Source organism: Sphingomonas tagetis, assembly GCF_024211275.1.
Classification (GTDB): Bacteria; Pseudomonadota; Alphaproteobacteria; order Sphingomonadales; family Sphingomonadaceae; genus Sphingomonas; species Sphingomonas tagetis.
On record NZ_JAMLDX010000017.1, the window covers coordinates 32166 to 49171 of the forward strand.

General features: G+C 67.5%; 21 protein-coding genes. 14 read left to right on the top strand and 7 right to left on the bottom strand.

The genetic code is table 11. The annotated features are described in order from the left end of the window. Nucleotides 1-21 precede the first annotated feature (21 nt). The 6 genes from M9978_RS18020 (at nucleotide 22) to M9978_RS18045 (ending at nucleotide 4908) form a co-directional block, all read left to right on the top strand. A complete protein-coding gene (locus M9978_RS18020) occupies nucleotides 22-561 on the top strand; it encodes a cytochrome c oxidase assembly protein (RefSeq protein WP_254295652.1) in 540 nt (179 codons plus the stop codon). Between the two features lie 95 nt (nucleotides 562-656). Next, nucleotides 657-1562 carry a cytochrome c oxidase subunit 3 gene (locus M9978_RS18025; protein ID WP_254295654.1) on the top strand — a complete coding sequence of 302 codons (906 nt, stop codon included), beginning with the start codon at nucleotides 657-659 and terminating at the stop codon, nucleotides 1560-1562. Between the two features lie 7 nt (nucleotides 1563-1569). Beyond that, nucleotides 1570-1944, top strand: coding sequence for a DUF983 domain-containing protein (locus M9978_RS18030; RefSeq protein WP_254295656.1), 375 nt, complete (start codon nucleotides 1570-1572; stop codon nucleotides 1942-1944). After that, nucleotides 1941-2582 (top strand): SURF1 family protein, encoded by a 642-nt coding sequence (locus M9978_RS18035; RefSeq protein WP_254295659.1) that lies wholly within the window; start codon nucleotides 1941-1943, stop codon nucleotides 2580-2582. Before M9978_RS18030 ends, M9978_RS18035 begins: the two co-directional genes overlap by 4 nt. Before the next feature lie 49 nt (nucleotides 2583-2631). Next, the gene (gene thrC / locus M9978_RS18040; protein ID WP_254295662.1) at nucleotides 2632-4029 is read left to right on the top strand and encodes a threonine synthase; all 1398 of its coding nucleotides are present in this window, start codon (nucleotides 2632-2634) and stop codon (nucleotides 4027-4029) included. A 9-nt stretch (nucleotides 4030-4038) separates the two neighbouring features. Beyond that, nucleotides 4039-4908 carry a class I SAM-dependent methyltransferase gene (locus M9978_RS18045; RefSeq protein WP_254295664.1) on the top strand — a complete coding sequence of 290 codons (870 nt, stop codon included), beginning with the start codon at nucleotides 4039-4041 and terminating at the stop codon, nucleotides 4906-4908. Between the two features lie 296 nt (nucleotides 4909-5204). Here the strand turns inward: M9978_RS18045 and M9978_RS18050 are convergent, their stop codons facing one another. Genes M9978_RS18050 through M9978_RS18060 form a run of 3 tightly spaced genes read right to left on the bottom strand, consistent with a single transcriptional unit; the run spans nucleotide 5205 to nucleotide 6828 of the window. Continuing rightward, nucleotides 5205-5849, bottom strand: a complete 645-nt coding sequence (locus tag M9978_RS18050) for a heme exporter protein CcmB (RefSeq protein ID WP_254295666.1) — start codon at nucleotides 5847-5849, stop codon at nucleotides 5205-5207. Continuing rightward, nucleotides 5846-6427, bottom strand: coding sequence for a heme ABC exporter ATP-binding protein CcmA (gene ccmA / locus M9978_RS18055; protein ID WP_254295669.1), 582 nt, complete (start codon nucleotides 6425-6427; stop codon nucleotides 5846-5848). The genes M9978_RS18050 and ccmA overlap by 4 nt, the downstream gene beginning before the upstream one ends. Further along, a complete protein-coding gene (locus tag M9978_RS18060) occupies nucleotides 6424-6828 on the bottom strand; it encodes a metallopeptidase family protein (protein WP_254295671.1) in 405 nt (134 codons plus the stop codon). Before M9978_RS18060 ends, ccmA begins: the two co-directional genes overlap by 4 nt. 39 nt (nucleotides 6829-6867) lie before the next feature. Between M9978_RS18060 and M9978_RS18065 the strand changes: the two genes are divergently transcribed. Together M9978_RS18065 and M9978_RS18070 are read left to right on the top strand one after the other, a co-directional pair. Next, nucleotides 6868-7158: a 4a-hydroxytetrahydrobiopterin dehydratase gene (locus tag M9978_RS18065; protein ID WP_254295672.1), complete on the top strand. Its 291-nt coding sequence runs from the start codon at nucleotides 6868-6870 to the stop codon at nucleotides 7156-7158. 4 nt (nucleotides 7159-7162) lie between these two features. Continuing rightward, nucleotides 7163-7930 carry an SDR family oxidoreductase gene (locus M9978_RS18070; RefSeq protein WP_254295675.1) on the top strand — a complete coding sequence of 256 codons (768 nt, stop codon included), beginning with the start codon at nucleotides 7163-7165 and terminating at the stop codon, nucleotides 7928-7930. On the opposite strand, the gene M9978_RS18075 is transcribed toward M9978_RS18070, so the two are convergent. The 3 genes from M9978_RS18075 to M9978_RS18085 all read right to left on the bottom strand — a co-directional run bounded on the left by M9978_RS18075 (nucleotide 7931) and on the right by M9978_RS18085 (nucleotide 10356). Then, entirely contained in the window at nucleotides 7931-8551 is a 621-nt protein-coding gene (locus tag M9978_RS18075) for a class I SAM-dependent methyltransferase (RefSeq protein WP_254295677.1), read from the bottom strand. It lies immediately after the preceding gene. A gap of 14 nt (nucleotides 8552-8565) precedes the next feature. Further along, nucleotides 8566-9798 carry a BtaA family protein gene (locus M9978_RS18080; RefSeq protein ID WP_254295679.1) on the bottom strand — a complete coding sequence of 411 codons (1233 nt, stop codon included), beginning with the start codon at nucleotides 9796-9798 and terminating at the stop codon, nucleotides 8566-8568. Between the two features lie 99 nt (nucleotides 9799-9897). Further along, nucleotides 9898-10356, bottom strand: a complete 459-nt coding sequence (locus M9978_RS18085; protein WP_254295682.1) for a hypothetical protein — start codon at nucleotides 10354-10356, stop codon at nucleotides 9898-9900. 104 nt (nucleotides 10357-10460) lie between these two features. Between M9978_RS18085 and rpiB the strand changes: the two genes are divergently transcribed. The 5 genes from rpiB (at nucleotide 10461) to hisN (ending at nucleotide 14368) form a co-directional block, all read left to right on the top strand. Further along, entirely contained in the window at nucleotides 10461-10898 is a 438-nt protein-coding gene (gene rpiB, locus M9978_RS18090) for a ribose 5-phosphate isomerase B (RefSeq protein ID WP_254295685.1), read from the top strand. Between the two features lie 11 nt (nucleotides 10899-10909). Beyond that, nucleotides 10910-12217 (top strand): serine hydroxymethyltransferase, encoded by a 1308-nt coding sequence (gene glyA, locus M9978_RS18095; RefSeq protein WP_254295687.1) that lies wholly within the window; start codon nucleotides 10910-10912, stop codon nucleotides 12215-12217. 3 nt (nucleotides 12218-12220) lie between these two features. Beyond that, nucleotides 12221-12682 carry a transcriptional regulator NrdR gene (gene nrdR, locus M9978_RS18100; protein WP_254295689.1) on the top strand — a complete coding sequence of 154 codons (462 nt, stop codon included), beginning with the start codon at nucleotides 12221-12223 and terminating at the stop codon, nucleotides 12680-12682. Continuing rightward, nucleotides 12679-13413: an RNA methyltransferase gene (locus M9978_RS18105; protein ID WP_367305131.1), complete on the top strand. Its 735-nt coding sequence runs from the start codon at nucleotides 12679-12681 to the stop codon at nucleotides 13411-13413. Before nrdR ends, M9978_RS18105 begins: the two co-directional genes overlap by 4 nt. A 172-nt stretch (nucleotides 13414-13585) precedes the next feature. Then, on the top strand, nucleotides 13586-14368 hold the full coding sequence (gene hisN, locus M9978_RS18110; protein ID WP_254295691.1) for a histidinol-phosphatase: 783 nt from the start codon (nucleotides 13586-13588) through the stop codon (nucleotides 14366-14368). 4 nt (nucleotides 14369-14372) lie between these two features. Here the strand turns inward: hisN and M9978_RS18115 are convergent, their stop codons facing one another. After that, nucleotides 14373-16532: an AsmA family protein gene (locus tag M9978_RS18115; RefSeq protein ID WP_254295694.1), complete on the bottom strand. Its 2160-nt coding sequence runs from the start codon at nucleotides 16530-16532 to the stop codon at nucleotides 14373-14375. Between the two features lie 270 nt (nucleotides 16533-16802). Between M9978_RS18115 and rpmI the strand changes: the two genes are divergently transcribed. Then, a complete protein-coding gene (gene rpmI, locus M9978_RS18120; RefSeq protein WP_069322208.1) occupies nucleotides 16803-17006 on the top strand; it encodes a 50S ribosomal protein L35 in 204 nt (67 codons plus the stop codon).

Consider the following 17006-nt stretch of genomic DNA (forward strand, 5'->3'; position numbering starts at 1 on the left):
TAACACAACGGCGCGCGCGACATGATCGACCGCAAGACCCGCACTGCACTGCTCGCCGTGCTCGGCGTGTGCACCATGACCGGCGTCGCCTTCGCCAGCGTGCCGCTTTACCGCCTGTTCTGCCAGGTCACCGGCTTTGGCGGCACCACGATGCGCGCCGACGCCGCGCCCGGTGCGATCGACGGCAAGGTCACCGTCGCGTTCGACGCCAATGTCAGCCCGAAGCTGACCTGGCAGTTCAAGCCTGAGGTCGCGTCGGACACCATCTCGATCGGTGCGCGCGACATGGCCTTCTACACCGCGACCAACACCGGCACCGTGCCGATCACTGGCACCGCGACCTACAATGTCACGCCCGAGGCGGCGGGCAAGTATTTCAGCAAGATCCAGTGCTTCTGCTTCACCGAGCAGACGCTCAAGCCCGGCGAGACCATCCGCATGCCGGTGATCTATTTCGTCGATCCCAGGATCATGACCGACCCCGACACCAGGGACGTCGAGAAGATCACGCTGTCCTACACCTTCTATCCGGTCGATCCGGCGAAGAAGAAGACCAGCTGAGCCGGGGGCGTCGCACCCCGCATCTCACCATTGCACACGCCCACCTCACCGCTTAAGGCGGCGTTGAATCACGCCTAAACGAACAGGGACGGACGATGGCAGGCGCCAAGAACCACGATTACCATATTCTCCCGCCCAGCCCGTGGCCTCTGGTCACCTCGCTGGCTGCGCTGTGGCTCGCGGCCGGTGGCCTGATGTACATGAAGGAGCATCCGCAGGGGACGTGGGTGCTGCTCTCGGGCCTCGCCGCCACGCTGTTCTGCATGGCCTCGTGGTGGGTTCAGGTGATCAAGGAAGCGCATGCCGGCGATCACACGCCGGTCGTCCAGCTTCACCTGCGCTACGGCATGATCCTGTTCATCGCTTCCGAAGTGATGTTCTTCGTCGGCTGGTTCTGGGCGTGGTTCGACTTCGCGCTGTTCCCGGTCGCACTGCAGGTCAGCGGCGAGCATGCCAGCGTCGTCGAGATCGTGCAGGGCATGGTCGCGACCTTCCCGCCCAAGGGCATGGAAGTGCTGAACGCGTTCGAGCTCCCGCTGCTCAACACCTTCATCCTGCTGCTCTCGGGCACCACCGTCACCTGGGCGCATCATGGCCTGATCCACAACCAGCGCGGCGGCCAGCTCAAGGGGCTGTGGGGCGCGCTCGGCGTCGGCGAGAACGACGTGGTCAAGAAGGGCCTGTGGCTGACGATCATCCTCGGCCTGCTCTTCTCGAGCATCCAGGCCTACGAGTACGCCCATGCGCCGTTCGTGTTCGGCAAGTCGAACTATTCCTCGGCCTTCTACATGGCGACCGGCTTCCACGGCTTCCATGTGCTGGTCGGCACCATCTTCCTGATGGTCAACCTGCTGCGCGCCTATAAGGGCGACTTCACCCCGCGCCAGCATTTCGGCTTCGAGGCAGCCGCCTGGTACTGGCATTTCGTCGACGTGGTGTGGCTGTTCCTGTTCGTCGTGGTCTATGTCTGGGGCAGCGCAGGCGCGCCGGTCCACGGCTGATGGCCCGATGAGCGAGGCTGAGCCTCACATCATCGATTCGGCTTTCAAGGGGGCGTGTCCGCGTTGCGGCGCGCCCTCTCTGTTTGCCGGCTGGATCAAGTTCGCCGAGCGCTGCCGAGGCTGCGGGCTTGACTACGCCGCGTTCAACGTCGGTGACGGCCCCGCGGCGTTCCTCACGCTGATCGTCGGCACGATCATCACCGTGCTGTCGATCTGGGTCGAGCTGGCGTTCAGCCCGCCAGTTTGGCTGCACCTGCTGCTGTGGATCCCGCTGACCATCCTCCTCGTTGTCTTCTCGCTGCGCTGGGCCAAGGGCGCGCTGCTGGCGCTCGAATACCGCAACGCCGCGCGCGAAGGCCGTTTGAAGGAGCCAAAGCCATGAAGCTCCCCGTCATCCCCACCCTCATCGTCGGCCTCGCCGTCGCCGCGATGATCGGTCTCGGCATCTGGCAGCTCGACCGCCGCGCCGAGAAAGAGGCGGCGATCGCCAGCTATGGCGGCAACAGCGCGCTTCCGGTGATGGCCTTCCCGCGCCCGCCGGTCGGCGACGAGCATCTCTTCCGCCGCGCCACCGCCATGTGCCTCACCGTCACCGGCTGGAGCGAGCAAGCCGGCCGCGCCGAAAACGGCGCCAAGGGCTGGCGTCACATCGCCGACTGCCGCACCGGGGTAGAGGCGCTGACCGTCAAGTTCGACATGGGCGTCAGCACAGCGCCGGGATCGACCCCGGTGTGGAAGGGCGGCGAGGTCACCGGCAGCATCACCCATGCTCCCGATTCGACGCCGTTGCTCGCCGGCCTGTTCGGCAAGCGCGGCCCGCGTGCGCTGATGCTGGTCGCCGACGATCCTGCCCCCGGACTCGCTGCCAGTGCCCGCCCGGACCCGTCGAGCGTCCCCAACAACCACCTTGCCTATGCCGTGCAATGGTTCCTGTTCGCCGCCGCCGCCGCCGTGATCTATTTCCTCGCGCTGCGCTGGCGCGAGAAGCGGGCCACGCCGCCGCCAGCCGACCCCTCCTAAAGCCACGCTATCTTGCCCCACCGCGAGCGCGCGGCTAACCGCCAAGCCCATGCGCTACCAGAGCACGCGCGGCACCGCGCCCGAACTCGATTTCCGTGACGTCACGCTCGCCGGGCTGGCGAAGGACGGCGGCCTCTATGTCCCGGTCGAATGGCCGAGCCTGTCCGACGCCGAGATCGCGGGCCTCGCCGGCCTGTCCTATGTCGAGACCGCCGTGCGCGTGATGGCGCCGTTCACCGCCGGCAGCCTCGACGAAGCCGAACTGCGCGAGCTCTGCACCCAGGCCTATGGCCGCTTCAGCCACGACGCGGTCACCCCGCTCGTCCAGCTCGACCACCGCCACTTCCTGCTCGAGCTGTTTCACGGCCCCACGCTCGCCTTCAAGGACGTCGCGCTCCAGCTGCTCGGTCTGTTCTTCGAACGCTTCCTCAAGGGCACCGACCAGCACCTCACCATCGTCGGCGCGACCAGCGGCGACACCGGCTCGGCGGCGATCGACGCGGTCGCGGGGCGCGAGGGCATCGACATCTTCATGCTGCACCCCAACAAGCGGGTGAGCGACGTCCAGCGCCGTCAGATGACCACCGTGCTCGCCCCCAACGTCCACAACATCGCGATCGAAGGCAGCTTCGACGACGCGCAGGCGATGGTGAAGGCGATGTTCAACGACGCCGGCTTCGCCTCGCGCTTTCAGGTGACCGCGGTCAATTCGATCAACTGGGCGCGGCTGATGGCGCAGGTCGTCTATTATTTCTATGCCGCCGTCCGCCTCGGCGCGCCCGCCCGGCAAGTCGCGTTCAGCGTGCCCACCGGCAATTTCGGCGACGTGTTCGCGGGCTATGTCGCGGCGAAGATGGGGCTGCCGGTGGCTAAGCTTGTCGTCGCCACCAACGTCAACGACATCCTTCACCGCGCGCTCTCGTCGGGCGACTATTCGACCGGCACCGTCACGCCCACTGCGGCGCCGAGCATGGACATCCAGGTCAGCTCGAATTTCGAGCGGCTGCTGTTCGACCTCGCCAATCGCGACGGCGCCGCGCTCGCCGAGCAGATGCGCGGCTTTGAATCGAGCAAGGCGATGCGCCTCACCAACGCGCAGCAACAGGGCGCCGCCGCCTTGTTCGCCAGCGACCGCGTCGAGCCCGACGAAATGTCGCAGGCGATGGCCTGGGCCGCGAGCCGCGCCGACGAGATCCTCGACCCGCACACTGCGATCGGCCTCGCCGCCGCGCGCCGCGCGCCAATCGCCGCCGATATCCCGATCGTCACGCTCGCCACCGCGCACCCCGCCAAGTTCGGCGACGCGGTCGAGCGCGCCACCGGCCTGCGCCCGACCTTGCCCGGCCGCATCGGCGACCTGTTCGACCGCGAGGAGCGTTACGACATCCTTCCTGCGACGTTCGACGCGGTCACGGCCTATATCGCCGAGCGCGCCAAGCCGCGCTAAGGCGGCCCCATGGATCTGATCACCCTCACCGGCGAACCCTGGGCCGATTACGGCCTGGTCGACAGCGGCAACGGCCGCAAGCTTGAACGCTATGGCGATTATCGCTTCATCCGCCCCGAGCTTCAGGCGATGTGGGCGCCCGCCTCCGACGACTGGGACGCGCATGGCGAATTCACCCCGGCCCCCGACGACGAGGGTGGCGGCCGCTGGGTCTTCACCAAGCCCGTCCCGCGCGAAGGCTGGCCGCTCGCTTGGAACGAGGCGCGCTTCACCGCGCAGACCACGCCCTTCCGCCATCTTGGCTTCTTCCCCGACATGGCGCCGGTGTGGAGCTGGATGCGCGAACAAACCGCAGGCGTCGAATCGCCCACCGTCATGAACCTGTTCGGCTATACCGGCGTCGGCACGCTGGCGATGGCCGCATCGGGCGCGCAGATGGTGCATGTCGATGCCTCGAAAAAATCGGTCGAGGCGGCCAAGGGCAACGCCGCGCTGTCCAACATGACCGACAAGCCGATCCGCTGGATCGTCGACGACGCCGGGAAGTTCGTCGCCCGCGAAGTCCGCCGCGGCCGCCGCTATGACGGCATCCTGCTCGATCCCCCCAAATATGGCCGCGGCCCGACCGGCGAAGTATGGCAGCTCGAACAGGACCTGCCCGGCCTGATCGCCGATTGCCGCCAGCTGCTCGACGCCGACTCGCGCTTTCTGTTTTTGACGGTCTACGCAATTCGCATGTCCGCGCTCGCGATCGGCGAGTTGCTCAACCAGCATTTCGCGGATCTTGGCGGCAAGATCGAATGCGGCGAACTCGCGGTGCGCGAGGAAGCACGAGGGCTGCTGCTGCCCACCGCGATCTTTGCGCGGTGGAGTCGATGACTACCGCCGTTTCTTCCACTGTCGTGCAGCATCCCTGAGAACGACAGCCAAGATTACGGTCCAAATCGCCGCAAACCAGCCGGCGGCGATTATGCTCCAGCCAAGCCACAACCAGCCGCGCGAAAATCCGAACATGTCGGAAGCGATCAACGGAATGAGCGGCACAACGGAAACAAGAAAGCCGATAGCTTTCGCGTCCCGATATGCTGCCAATCCTCTAAATCCGTGACTGCTCAGGCCTTGGCGCGCTAGCGCGCGCCATCTCTGATACCAGTCCCGCAGCCGGGAGATCATCGCTAACCCCGCCCCATCCGCATCGCCGCGCCCGCCACGAACGGGCACCCCGCCACCAGCAGCAGGCTCACCGCCCCCAGCAGCTTGAGCGCCGAAGCATCGCCCCCCATCGCCCCCGCGCCGAAGATCAGCAGTGGCACGGCGAAGGGAAGCATCACCAGCCCCGCCACCGCGCCCGCACCGCGCAGCCCGGCGGTCAGCGCCGCTGTCGCGACGCCCAACGCCGCCAGCCCCGGCGTGCCTATGAGCAGGCTCAGCCCCGCCGCCAGCGCCTGTTCCAGCGACAGGCCGAGCAACCCGCTCGCCACCGTCACCGCCAGCAACAGGCTCGGCGCGAAGCCCAGCCAGTGGCCGACGATCTTCGCCGCCGCCACGCTCGCGTCGCCAAACCCGCGCACCGCCAGCTGGTCGAGCACGCCATTCTCCAGATCCGGCCCCACCAGCCGCTCGACCGGCAGCAATGCCGCCAGCAACGCCGCCGCCCAGATCACCCCGCCGCCGATCCGCGCCAGCAATTTCGGCTCCGGCCCGATCGCGAAGGGAAACAGGATTGCCACCAGCAGGAAGAAGGCGACCGGCAGCGTCAGGCCACCAGCGGCCCACGCCCGCCGCAGCTCGCGCCACACCAGCGAGGCAAAGCCGCTCATGCGGCTTCCCCGATCACCACGCCATGCGCGCCGGGAATATGGATCGGCAGATGCGTAGCGACCACTACGATCCCGCCATTCAGCCGATGCTCGGAAATCAAATGACCCAGCATGGCGGTCGCGGCATGGTCGAGGCCATTGGCGGGCTCGTCGAGCAGCCACACCGGCGCCCCGCTCGCCACCACGCGCGCAATGCCGACGCGCCGCCGCTGTCCGGTCGACAGCAGCCGCACCGGCACCGGCGCGAGGTGCGACAACCCCACCGCGTCGAGCGCCGCCTCCGCCGCATCGCGTCGGCCGTCGAGTCCGGACCAGAAACCCAGCGCCTTCGCCACCGGTAGCTCCGGATCGAGGGCTGCCGCCTCGGTCAGCAGCGCGCGCTCACCTTCGACCGTCACAACACCTGCCACCGGTTGCAGCAATCCTGCCGCGACCCGGATCAGGCTCGACTTGCCCGCACCGTTCGGCCCGGTCACCAGCGCCGCGCCACCTTCGTCCAGCACAAAGCTCAGCCCCTCGAACAGCGTCCGCCCGCCGCGCACGCACGTCACGCCATCAAGGACAAGCCGCGCGTTCACCCGGCCGCGTCCTCCAGCGCATGCATGTCGTCATCCGACAGCCCCAAATGATGCCCCACCTCATGCACCACGACATGCGTGATCAGCGCCTCCAGGCTCACGCCGGTATCGCACCATTCGTCGAGCAGCGGCCGCCGGTAGAGATGGATCGTGTCGGGCATCGCCATGACGTCGAAGCTCGATTTCTCGCCCACCGGCCGCCCCGAATAGAGGCCGGTCAGCTCGAACGGATCCTCTATCCCCATCTCGGCCAGTATGGCGTCGTCGGCGAACTCCTCGATCACCAGCACGACGTCGGCGAGATGCGCCGCGAACGGCTCGGGTATCCGCGCCAGCGCCGCGCGCGCCAGCGTTTCCAGCTGCGCCGCGCCGGGCGCGAAAGTCTCGGTTTTGTCCGCCATCCTCCCGCGCTATGCCTTGTCCAGCACAGGAGGGGAAGAATGGTCGAACAGCTGAGCCCGGCGGAACGCGAGGATGCGCTCGAAGGGCTGCCCGAATGGGATCATGACGACGGCCGCGACTCGATCAGCCGCAGCTTCACCTTCGACGATTTCAGCCAGGCCTTCGCCTTCATGACTCAGGTCGCGCTGCTCGCCGAAAAGGCAGATCATCATCCCGAATGGTCGAATGTGTGGAACCGCGTCGACATATTGCTCACCACGCATGACGCGGGCGGGCTTTCGGAGCGCGATATCGAGATGGCGCAGGCCATCGACGCGCTGGTGGACTGAGGCGATGCAGGCGATCTTCATCACCGGCGGCGGATCGGGCATCGGCCGCGCGACCGCGGTCCTGTTCGCGGCGCGCGGCTGGCGCGTCGGGCTGGCCGACGTCAACGAGGCCGGGATGGCCGAGACCGCGGCGCTGCTCGGCGACGCGCCGGTCACCACGCATCGGCTCGACGTGCGCGACCGCGCCGCCTGGGACACCGCGCTCGCCGACTTCGCCAAGGCGAGCGGCGGGCGGATCGACGCCATTTTCAACAATGCCGGGATCGGCGTCGGTGGCGATTTCGCGGCGACGAGCGTCGACGACCTGCAGCGCTGCGTCGACGTCAATCTGATGGGCGTCGTGTGGGGCGCGCATGCCGGCTACCGCTACCTCAAGGAAAGCCGCGGCTGCCTCGTCAACACGGCGTCTGCCGCGGGCATCTACGGCACCGGCGGCGTCGGCATCTATTCGGCGACCAAATTCGCCGTGCGCGGGCTGACCGAGGCGCTCGACGGCGAGTGGCACGGCCAGGGCATTCGCGTCCGCGCGCTACTGCCGAGCTTCATCGACACCGCGATCCTCGACAATACCGGCACGGGCAGCAACCAGACGATGCGCGAGCGCGTCCGCAGGGCCGGACTGGAATTCACGCCGGTCGAGATCGCCGCGCAAACCGTGTGGGACGCGGTGCATGGCGACGGGCTGCATTATCTGGTCGGCAAGACCGCGCGCCGTATGTGGTTCGGATCGCGCTTCCTGCGCGGCTCGATGCGCAAGCTCGCGCGCAAATAATCAGGCGCGCAACGCCGCCCGCCAGGCATAGCCGCGCAGCAACGGCTCGAACTCGAGCGCGAAGCCGTGCTGCCGCGCCGCCTGTCCCAGCGCGTCGGACAGGTCGCCGCGCGGCGTCACATGGAACCGGTCGAGCCACGCGAACAGCGTCGCACGCCACCAGCGCGGCAGCCCCTCCTGCTGCCCGAAATCGACCAGATGCAGCGCCCCGTCCGGCGCCAGCGCCGCCGACGCGCGCTCGATCGCGCCGGTCCAGTCGGGGATCATCGACAGCGTGTAGCTGAGGAACACGCGGTCGAAGCCCGAGACGCCAAACAATGCCTGCGCATCGAACCCCGCCGCATCGCCCTGCGCCAGCACGATCCGCTCCGCCAGCCCCGCCCGCGCCACCTTGGCCCGCGCCGTCGCCAGCATCGCCTCGGAGATATCGAGGCCATGGAAGCGCGCGTCCGGCCAGCGCCGCGCCGCCGCGATCAGGTTGCGCGCGGTGCCGCACCCCACTTCCAGCACCGTCCCGCGCGGCGGCGGCGCCAGTCCCGCGATCAGCCGGTCGCGCCCCAGCAGATAATATTTGCGGGTGAGGTCATAGATGTGCCGCTGCGCCGCATAGACGCCATCCATCCGCGCAGCGTGATTCACGGCTTCAGGCGGTAGAGATGAACGCCGCCATAAATGGCCGAGCGATCGCGCGCGGTGAAATCGAGCGACTCACCCGCCGCATAGTCCCAGCGGTCGAGGATCGCATCCGGCACCCGCCCCGGCAGCAGCGTCGGCGCGGCGGCGGTGCGGAACAGCACCCGCGCGCCCGGCTTCGCGGTCCGCGTGATCTCGCCCCACAGCCGCGTCAGCTGCGCGTCGGTCATCCAGTCCTGCGCGTCGAGCAGCAGATAGCGGTCGAGCGACCCGTCCGGCATCGACTCGAGATAGTCCGCCATATTCTGGTGCCGGATCTCCAGCCGCCCGGCGCGCTCGCGCACCGCGTCATAATTCGCCGCGCGCAGATAGGGCGGCACTGGCGCATCCGCCCCCGCGCCATAGCCGCGCCCGAACGCCTGCCATGCGAAATAATTGTCCGACAGGTCGAAATCGCACGCCAGCTTCTCCAGCCGCCGCCGCAGCACCGCCGAGATCCCCGCATCGTCGTCTGCGGCCAGCGCCTCATATTGCGCCGGCGGAATCCCCAGCCCGAACAGCGAGGCCGGCTGGTCGATCAGCCAGCGCACGAACCTGCGCTCGAACATCGGCGCCAGCCGCGTCTCGAAAATCGCGCGCTGCTCCTCGACCGTCTTCGCCGCCAGCAGTTCGCGCGGATCGATCCCGTGCAGCTTCGCCAGCAGATGCGCCGCGCCGATGAAACCGCCCAGCAATCCGCGCCGGTAGAAGCCCCCGGCGAACCCCTTGATCCGCCGCCGCCCGGCATGGTCGCGGCCTTCCCAGTAACGCCGGCTGGTCTCGTCGAGCTGCGGCGCGATATGTTCGCGATACGCCGCGACATTCTCGCGCCGGTCGGCCTCGCCGAAAAAGCGGCGGAATGCGGCATAATCGGGCAGGTGCCGCGCCGCCGCGATCTTGAGCTTGCCCAACGCGATATGCGCGGTGTTGAGATCGACCGCAGTCACCTTCGCCGGGTCCGCGGCCAGATAGGACAGCGCGTTGCACCCGCCGCTCGCAATCGTCACAACATGGCAATCGGGCGTGATCGCCAGCGCTTCCATGTCGATCTCGGGATCCTCCCAGATCTGGGCATAGACCAGCCCGCGAAAGGCGAAGGTGAAGGCGCGCTCAAGCAGCCCTTCCTTCGTCAGATGCTCGTGACGATGCACAGCGCCCCGCACGGCGCCGTTCTTCGGCGAAACCAGACCAGCCATAAATGCTCCCCGCCAGGCTCTCAGGGATGAACGATCCCGAGCGCCTAGTCGGCGTGCATGTCAGTGACGTGTAGGTGGCGTGTCAGTCCCGTGACGAAGTCAGTCCCGGCAATAGCCCTCGCCCGGCGCGACTGTCAGGCAGTCCTTCTTGCCCGCCAGATATTTGAGCCCCGTCGCATTGCCGTCGCTCGCCACCAGCTCCTTCGCACCGTCGGGCCGGTTGAACGCGATGCCCTTCGCCGTCGCGACTCCGTCGAACGTCCCGCTGGCCTCGTCATCGAGGCTCCACTTGTTGGTCAGGCGATAGCGGCCGAGCGATCCGCCCGGGTCCTTCTCGATCGTCAGCACCAGCCCCTCGACCCCGATCCACTTGCCGACCCAGGCGTCGCGATTCGGCGCCGACTTCGCCTTCTCCGCGGCCTCGCCAAAGGCGGTGGCGTTCTCCGCCGCAGCTTCGGCGGACGCGACGGCATTTTCGACGATCGCGGCCTCCTGCTCGTTGCTCATTCCGCCACAGGCCGACACCAACGCCGCCGCACCGATCACCCAAAGCCGCATCACTGCCTCCAAAACGCATACTATCCCGATCCGGTGTAGCCTTCGCCGCCGCAAACGCCTAGAGAGCCGGCATCCACCAGCCAGAGGATCGCACCGCTCTTCCCATGCGTATTGCCATCGCTTCGGATCACGCCGCCCTCGAGCTCAAGGCGGCGCTCGCCGACTGGCTGCGCGGCGAGGGGCATGCGGTCGCCGATCTCGGCCCGGACAGCCCCGCCAGCGTCGACTATCCCGATTACGGCTACAAGCTCGCCGCCGCCATCGCCGCTGGCGAAGCCGAGCGCGGCATCGCGCTGTGTGGTTCGGGCATTGGCATCTCGATCGCGGTCAACCGCAATCCCGCCGCGCGCTGCGCATTGGTGTCGGAGCCGCTCTCCGCCCGCCTCGCGCGCGAACATAACGACGCCAACGTCATCGCCATGGGCGCGCGCTTGATCGGCGTCGAAATGGCCAAGGCCTGCGTCACCGAATTTCTCGCCACCGGCTTCGGCGGCGACCGTCACCAGCGCCGCGTGGACAAGCTGACCACGCCGACTCTCTGAAGGGCATCGAGATGAGCACCAATCCCATTTCCGCCGTCCAGCCGGATGGCTTCTTCACCCGCAGCCTCGCCGACGCCGACCCCGCGGTGTTCGCCGGCGTCGCGCACGAGCTCGACCGCGAGCAGCACCAGATCGAGCTGATCGCCTCGGAAAACATCGTCTCCAAGGCGGTGCTGGAAGCGCAGGGCAGCGTCTTCACCAACAAATACGCCGAGGGCTATCCCGGCAAGCGCTACTATCAGGGCTGCCACCCGTCGGACGAGGTCGAGCAGCTCGCGATCGACCGCGCCAAGCAATTGTTCGGCTGCGATTTCGCCAACGTCCAGCCGCATTCGGGCGCGCAGGCCAACGGCGCGGTGATGCTCGCGCTGACCAAGCCCGGCGACACGATCATGGGCCTCAGCCTCGATTCGGGCGGCCATCTGACGCACGGCGCCAAGGCGGCGATGAGCGGCAAGTGGTTCAACGCGGTCCAGTACGGCGTGAACCCCGACACGCATCTGATCGACTTCGACGAGGTCGCGGCCAAGGCGCGCGAGCATCAGCCCAAGCTGATCATCGCCGGCGGCTCGGCCTATCCGCGGATCATCGATTTCGCGAAGTTCCGCGCGATCGCCGATGAAGTCGGCGCGATCTTCATGGTCGACATGGCGCATTTCGCCGGCCTCGTCGCGGGCGGCGTCCACCCGACCCCGTTCGGCCACGCGCATGTCGTCACCACCACGACGCACAAGACGCTGCGCGGCCCGCGCGGCGGCGCCATCTTCACCAATGACGAGGCCATCGCCAAGAAGATCAACAGCGCGGTGTTCCCCGGCCTTCAGGGTGGCCCGCTGATGCACGTCATCGCCGCCAAGGCGGTCGCATTCGGCGAGGCGCTTCAGCCCGAGTTCAAATCCTATGCCGCGGCGATCGTCGAGAACGCAAAGATCCTCGCCGCGACGCTCAAGGAGCGCGGCGCGGCGGTGGTCTCGGGCGGCACCGACACGCACCTTGCGCTGATCGACCTGACCCCGCTCGGCGTCACCGGCAAGGACGCCGACGAGGCGCTCGAGCGCGCGGCGATCACCTGCAACAAGAACGGCATCCCCAACGACCCGCTGCCCCCGGTCAAGACCAGCGGCATTCGCGTCGGCTCGCCGGCCGGCACGACGCGCGGCTTCGGCCCGGCCGAATTCCGCGAGATCGGCAACATGGTCGCCGACGTGCTCGACGGCCTGCGCAAGAATGGCGAGGCCGGCGACGCGCAGGTCGAGGCCAATGTCCGCACCCGCGTCCGCGCGCTGTGCGAACGCTTCCCGATCTACCCGGAGGGATGAGGCTTGCGGTGTCCGTTCTGCGGTAACGAAGACTCACAGGTAAAGGACAGCCGCCCCACCGAAGACGGGGCGGCGATCCGCCGGCGGCGGCAGTGCGAGGCGTGCGCGGCGCGCTTCACCACCTTCGAGCGCATCCAGCTGCGCGAGCTGACCGTTCTGAAATCCGAGGACAAGCGCGAGCCATTCGAGCGCGAGAAACTGATCCGCTCGGTCTCGATCGCCTGCCGCAAGCGCCCGATCGACGGCACGCAGATCGAGCGGCTGGTCTCGGGCATCCAGCGCCAGCTCGAGACTCAAGGCGATCCCGAAATCCCCTCGCAGCGCATCGGCGAGATGGTGATGGACGCGCTCAAGGGACTCGATTCGGTCGCCTATATCCGCTTCGCCAGCGTCTATCGCGATTTCCGCGAGGCCCGCGATTTCGAGGAATTCGCGAGCAACGTCAGCGAGGCCGGGAAGAAGTGACGCGGCCCGTCCCAGAGAATCCTGTGGTCGTTCTGGTGCGGCCGCAGCTCGGCGAGAATATCGGCAAGGCGGCGCGCGCGATGCTCAATTTCGGGCTGACCGAAATGCGCCTGGTCACCCCGCGCGACGGCTGGCCCAACCCCAGCGCCGGACCCGCGGCGAGCGGCGCCGACATCGTCCTCGAACAGGCAAAAGTCTATGAGTCGGTCGCCGACGCGGTGGCCGATTGCGAGCATGTCTATGCCACCACCGTGCGCAAGCGCGGCGTGACCAAGCCGGTGGTCGATCCGGCGCAGGCCGCCGCGGAGATCCACGCCGCGCCCGGCCGCAGCGCGATCCTGTTCGGCGCCGAACGCTCCGGCCTCGCGACCGAGGACGTCAACCTCGCCCGCACCATCCTGACGGTGCCGATCAACCCGCAATTCGGCTCGCTCAACCTGGCGCAGGCGGTGATCCTCGTCGCCTATGAATGGTCGAAGGCGAAAGACCTCGCCCAGCCACCACGCACCGAGCTGCTGCCCCCGGCGCCGCAGGAAGAGCTGGAGGGCATGATCGGCCATTTCGAGCTGCTGCTCGCCGACAGCGGCTATTATTATCCGCCCGAACGCGTCGCGGTGACGCGGCTGACCTTGCGCAACCTGCTGACCAAGCCCGGCTGGACGGCGCAGGAAGTCCGCACCGTGCGCGGCGTGCTGTCCGCGATCCAGGGCAAGAAACAGCCCAAAGGCTGAGCCCTTCTCCCAAAAAACGCCCGTCACCCCGGCCTTGTGCCGGGTCCACCGTGCCGCAAGCGATGCCGCCAGAACCTCCATCCGCAGTCTTGGCCGCACCGTGGATCCCGGCACGAGGCCGGGATGACGAAGAACACTAGGCGAGCGTGACCGGACGAACTAACCACGCCCCATGCCCGTCACCCAAGCCGACATCGACCTCGCCAACCGCCTCGCCGATGCGGCGGGCGCGGCGATCCGCCCTTATTTCCGCGCCGAGCATGGTCTCGAAGCCAAGGCCGACGCCTCGCCCGTCACGCTCGCCGACAAGGAAGCCGAGGCGGTGATGCGCCGCCTGATCATCGCCGAGCGTCCGATGGACGCGATCGTCGGCGAAGAGGAGGCAACGCGAGAAGGCACCAGCGGCCGGACCTGGGTGCTCGACCCGATCGACGGCACGCGCAGCTTCATCGCCGGCCGCCCGATCTTCGGCACGCTGATCGCGCTGCTCGACAATGGCTGGCCGGTGCTCGGCATCATCGACCAGCCGATCATCAAGGAGCGCTGGGTCGGCGTCACCGGCCGCACCACCACCTTCAACGGCCAGCCCATTCAGGCGCGCACCTGCCGCGAACTCTCGCAGGCGCTGCTCGCCACCACCTCGCCGGCCTTGTTCGAGGACGACCAGCTCCACGCCTTCGAGCATGTCGACGGCCAGGTGATGAGCACGATCCTCGGCGGCGACTGTTATAATTACGGCCTCGTCGCCTCGGGCCATCTCGATCTCGTCATCGAAGCCGGCCTCAAGCTCCACGATTTCGCCGCGCTCGTCCCCGTCGTCGAGGGCGCCGGCGGCCGCATGTGCGACTGGCAGGGCGACCCGCTCCACGCCGCGAGCAACGGCGAAGTCATCGCCGCCGGCGACCCCGCGCGGATCGAGGAGATCGTCGAAACGCTGGCGTGCCGCGGACATTGAACCGCTAGAAAATCCCCAGAAACTTCTTGCGCTGCTCCTGACGCTCGCCCTTGGAGCGTTTGCCGTCCTCCGACTTCGCCGTGGTCCCGCGCCCGACATCGTCGCGTGGCCGGCCCTTCACGTCCCGCTGCGCCCGCGCGCTCGCCCCTGCCAATACCGGGCCGCAATCGGCCGCCTTGGCGTCACCGACATCGACGAACGCCAGAACCGCCGCCAGCGGATTGACCACCGCGCCCAGCCCCAGTCCGACGCCGGCCCGCGTCACCAGTTCGGGCGAGATCACATCGATGTTCGGCTCCGCGAAATAGCCGCCAATCCCCACCGGCGACTGGCCCGAGAACAGGCTGAACTTCTTCGAATCCGCGCGGAACGCCAGATCGAGCGTCTCGTTGCGGAAGCTGAACCCGCCGCGCCCGAGCATCACATTCTTGCGCGTATCGATCAGGATCGGGTCCGCCGCCGCCACACCGCCGCGCACGGTGAAGGCGACCAGCCCGCAATTGATCTGCACCGGCTCCTTCAGCTTCTTCTCGAACATCTTCTGGATGAACACGCCGATATCGAGCTCGGACAGTTCGGTGTTGCGTGTCCACATCGACCCACGCGGGATGATCACCGCGATCCGTCCGTTCGAATTCGCCAGCGACTTGCGCACGCTGTCGCCGAGCCCGCTCATCTTGACCCGCGCCTTGACCGTGCCGCTGGTCCCCGATTCCTCCACGCCAAAGCCCCTGAGCAACGTCCCCATCGGCGTCGGCGACAGGCGGATGTCGTAATCGGTGAACACCGCCGGGTTGCGCGCGTTGATCGTGATGTCCGACGACACCGTCCCGCGCGCCATCGCGAAGTTGAGCGGCGAAAGCGTCAGCAGCCGGTCGTCGAGCCGCAGCCCCAGCGTGATATCGCTCAACGGCAATTTGTCCGCGCGCACCCGTGCGACCTTCCAGTCGACGCGTGCGTCGAAATTCTTCAGCGCCTCTACCCGCAGCGGCGCGTCGGGCAGGATGCGCGGCCGCCCCTGCGCCGTCACCACGATGTCGCCCGTCTCCGACTCGCGCGGCGAATAGCCGACGAACGGTCCGGCATCGACAATGTCGAGCGTCCGCGTCGTCAGGCTGGCGTCAAGGAACAGCCGCGGTTCACCCAGCCGCACCGTCATCCGCCCGGCCAGATCGCTGTCGCCGAACCGCCCGCGCAGCCTGGTGAAGCGCCACTCATTGCCCTGTTTGGTCAACGCCGAACGCAGCCGATAGGCGCGCGTGTCGGGCACCGCGATGCCGACGATCGAAAAGGCATCGGCAAGGTTGCTCCCGCGCACATCGGCATGCAGGTCGGCGCCCTCGATCTCGGTCGCGCCGGGCAGGGTGCCGGTGATGTCCGCCCGCGTCCGCACCGCGTCGATGCGCAGCGCCAGCCGGTTCTCGCCGCCGCGCACGGTCGCGTTCGGCGTGAACAGCGCGCCCGCGATCCGGAACGGCGTCCGCCGTGCCTCGCCGCGTCCGGAAAAGCGGATCGCGGTCGTCAGTTCCGTGCCTCGCGCCTCGACCGTATCGATGCCGATGTCGGCGAAGATCAGCATCGCCGGATCGCGATAGCGCACCCGCGTCCCCGCCACGACCGCGCGGCGGATCAGCGGCAGGTCGAGCGGCTCGCCCTTCGTCTCGCTGAACGTCCAGCTGTTACGCTCGCGCGCCGCATCCCAGCGCAGGTCGACATTGGCGCCCTGCAGGTCGAGGATGTTCACGCGCCTTTTGCCGAAGATGAAGGTCAGCGTCGCGACATTCGCCTCGATCCGCTTCGCCTCGAAGAAATTGCCGCGTGACGCCGCCGGCCCGACCCAGGCGGGGTTGGAGACGGTCAGCCCCTCCGAGACATATTTGAGGTTGAATGGGTTGAAATAGAACTGGAAATCGCCCGCGACCCTCACTTCGCGCCCGCTCGTCTTGCTGACGATCCGCTCGAACGTCCCCTTCAGAAACCGTCCCTTGGTGATGTACAGGATCGCCCAGGCAAGGAAGATCGCCAGCAGGATGCCACCGATCGCCCGCAAGGTGATGACAAGCCAGCGCGGCCAGCGGCGCTTTTCTGCGGCTGGCGGCGTGGTCTCTGGCGAATCGACAGGCGTCGCATCCGCCGCGACGATCGGGGCATCCCGGTCGGCCATGATGTTGAAAAGACTCGTAACCGTAACAGGTTCCTTGTTTGTGCGGCTCGTTACCGAGCCGGGGGCCGCACCAGCCCGCTCCCCCACCCGGCCACCCATCGAAGATACCCTGAAGTGGGTGGCCGGGTGGGGGAGCGGGCTGGTGCGGCGGACGGTTGCAAAACCGTCCCAAACAAACTAATGGCCCGCCTTTCCGCGATTTCAGGGACTGCCCGGCTATCAAGGGCTGCCGGGGCCGTCTGTAATCGTCGCGCGTAAAAGGAGACGAAAATGCCCAAGATGAAGACCAAGAGCGGTGTGAAGAAGCGATTCAAATTCACCGCGACCGGCCTGGTGAAGCACGGCGTTGCCGGCAAGCGTCACCGGCTGTCCAGCCATAACGCGAAGTATATTCGCACCAACCGCGGCACGTCGGTCCTGTCCGAAGCTGATGCCGGCCATGTGCGCCTCTGGGCGCCCTACGGCCTCAAGTAA

Coding starts and splice junctions, on each gene's coding strand:
- thrC (WP_254295662.1), top strand. CDS start 2,632: ATGCGCTACCAGAGCACGCGCGGCACCGCGCCCGAACTCGATTTCCGT.
- M9978_RS18085 (WP_254295682.1), bottom strand. CDS start 10,356: ATGCGGCTTTGGGTGATCGGTGCGGCGGCGTTGGTGTCGGCCTGTGGC.
- M9978_RS18065 (WP_254295672.1), top strand. CDS start 6,868: ATGGTCGAACAGCTGAGCCCGGCGGAACGCGAGGATGCGCTCGAAGGG.
- hisN (WP_254295691.1), top strand. CDS start 13,586: ATGCCCGTCACCCAAGCCGACATCGACCTCGCCAACCGCCTCGCCGAT.
- M9978_RS18020 (WP_254295652.1), top strand. CDS start 22: ATGATCGACCGCAAGACCCGCACTGCACTGCTCGCCGTGCTCGGCGTG.
- rpiB (WP_254295685.1), top strand. CDS start 10,461: ATGCGTATTGCCATCGCTTCGGATCACGCCGCCCTCGAGCTCAAGGCG.
- M9978_RS18030 (WP_254295656.1), top strand. CDS start 1,570: ATGAGCGAGGCTGAGCCTCACATCATCGATTCGGCTTTCAAGGGGGCG.
- M9978_RS18035 (WP_254295659.1), top strand. CDS start 1,941: ATGAAGCTCCCCGTCATCCCCACCCTCATCGTCGGCCTCGCCGTCGCC.
- M9978_RS18115 (WP_254295694.1), bottom strand. CDS start 16,532: ATGGCCGACCGGGATGCCCCGATCGTCGCGGCGGATGCGACGCCTGTC.
- M9978_RS18060 (WP_254295671.1), bottom strand. CDS start 6,828: ATGGCGGACAAAACCGAGACTTTCGCGCCCGGCGCGGCGCAGCTGGAA.
- rpmI (WP_069322208.1), top strand. CDS start 16,803: ATGCCCAAGATGAAGACCAAGAGCGGTGTGAAGAAGCGATTCAAATTC.
- glyA (WP_254295687.1), top strand. CDS start 10,910: ATGAGCACCAATCCCATTTCCGCCGTCCAGCCGGATGGCTTCTTCACC.
- M9978_RS18080 (WP_254295679.1), bottom strand. CDS start 9,798: ATGGCTGGTCTGGTTTCGCCGAAGAACGGCGCCGTGCGGGGCGCTGTG.
- M9978_RS18045 (WP_254295664.1), top strand. CDS start 4,039: ATGGATCTGATCACCCTCACCGGCGAACCCTGGGCCGATTACGGCCTG.
- M9978_RS18050 (WP_254295666.1), bottom strand. CDS start 5,849: ATGAGCGGCTTTGCCTCGCTGGTGTGGCGCGAGCTGCGGCGGGCGTGG.
- M9978_RS18070 (WP_254295675.1), top strand. CDS start 7,163: ATGCAGGCGATCTTCATCACCGGCGGCGGATCGGGCATCGGCCGCGCG.
- M9978_RS18075 (WP_254295677.1), bottom strand. CDS start 8,551: ATGGATGGCGTCTATGCGGCGCAGCGGCACATCTATGACCTCACCCGC.
- M9978_RS18025 (WP_254295654.1), top strand. CDS start 657: ATGGCAGGCGCCAAGAACCACGATTACCATATTCTCCCGCCCAGCCCG.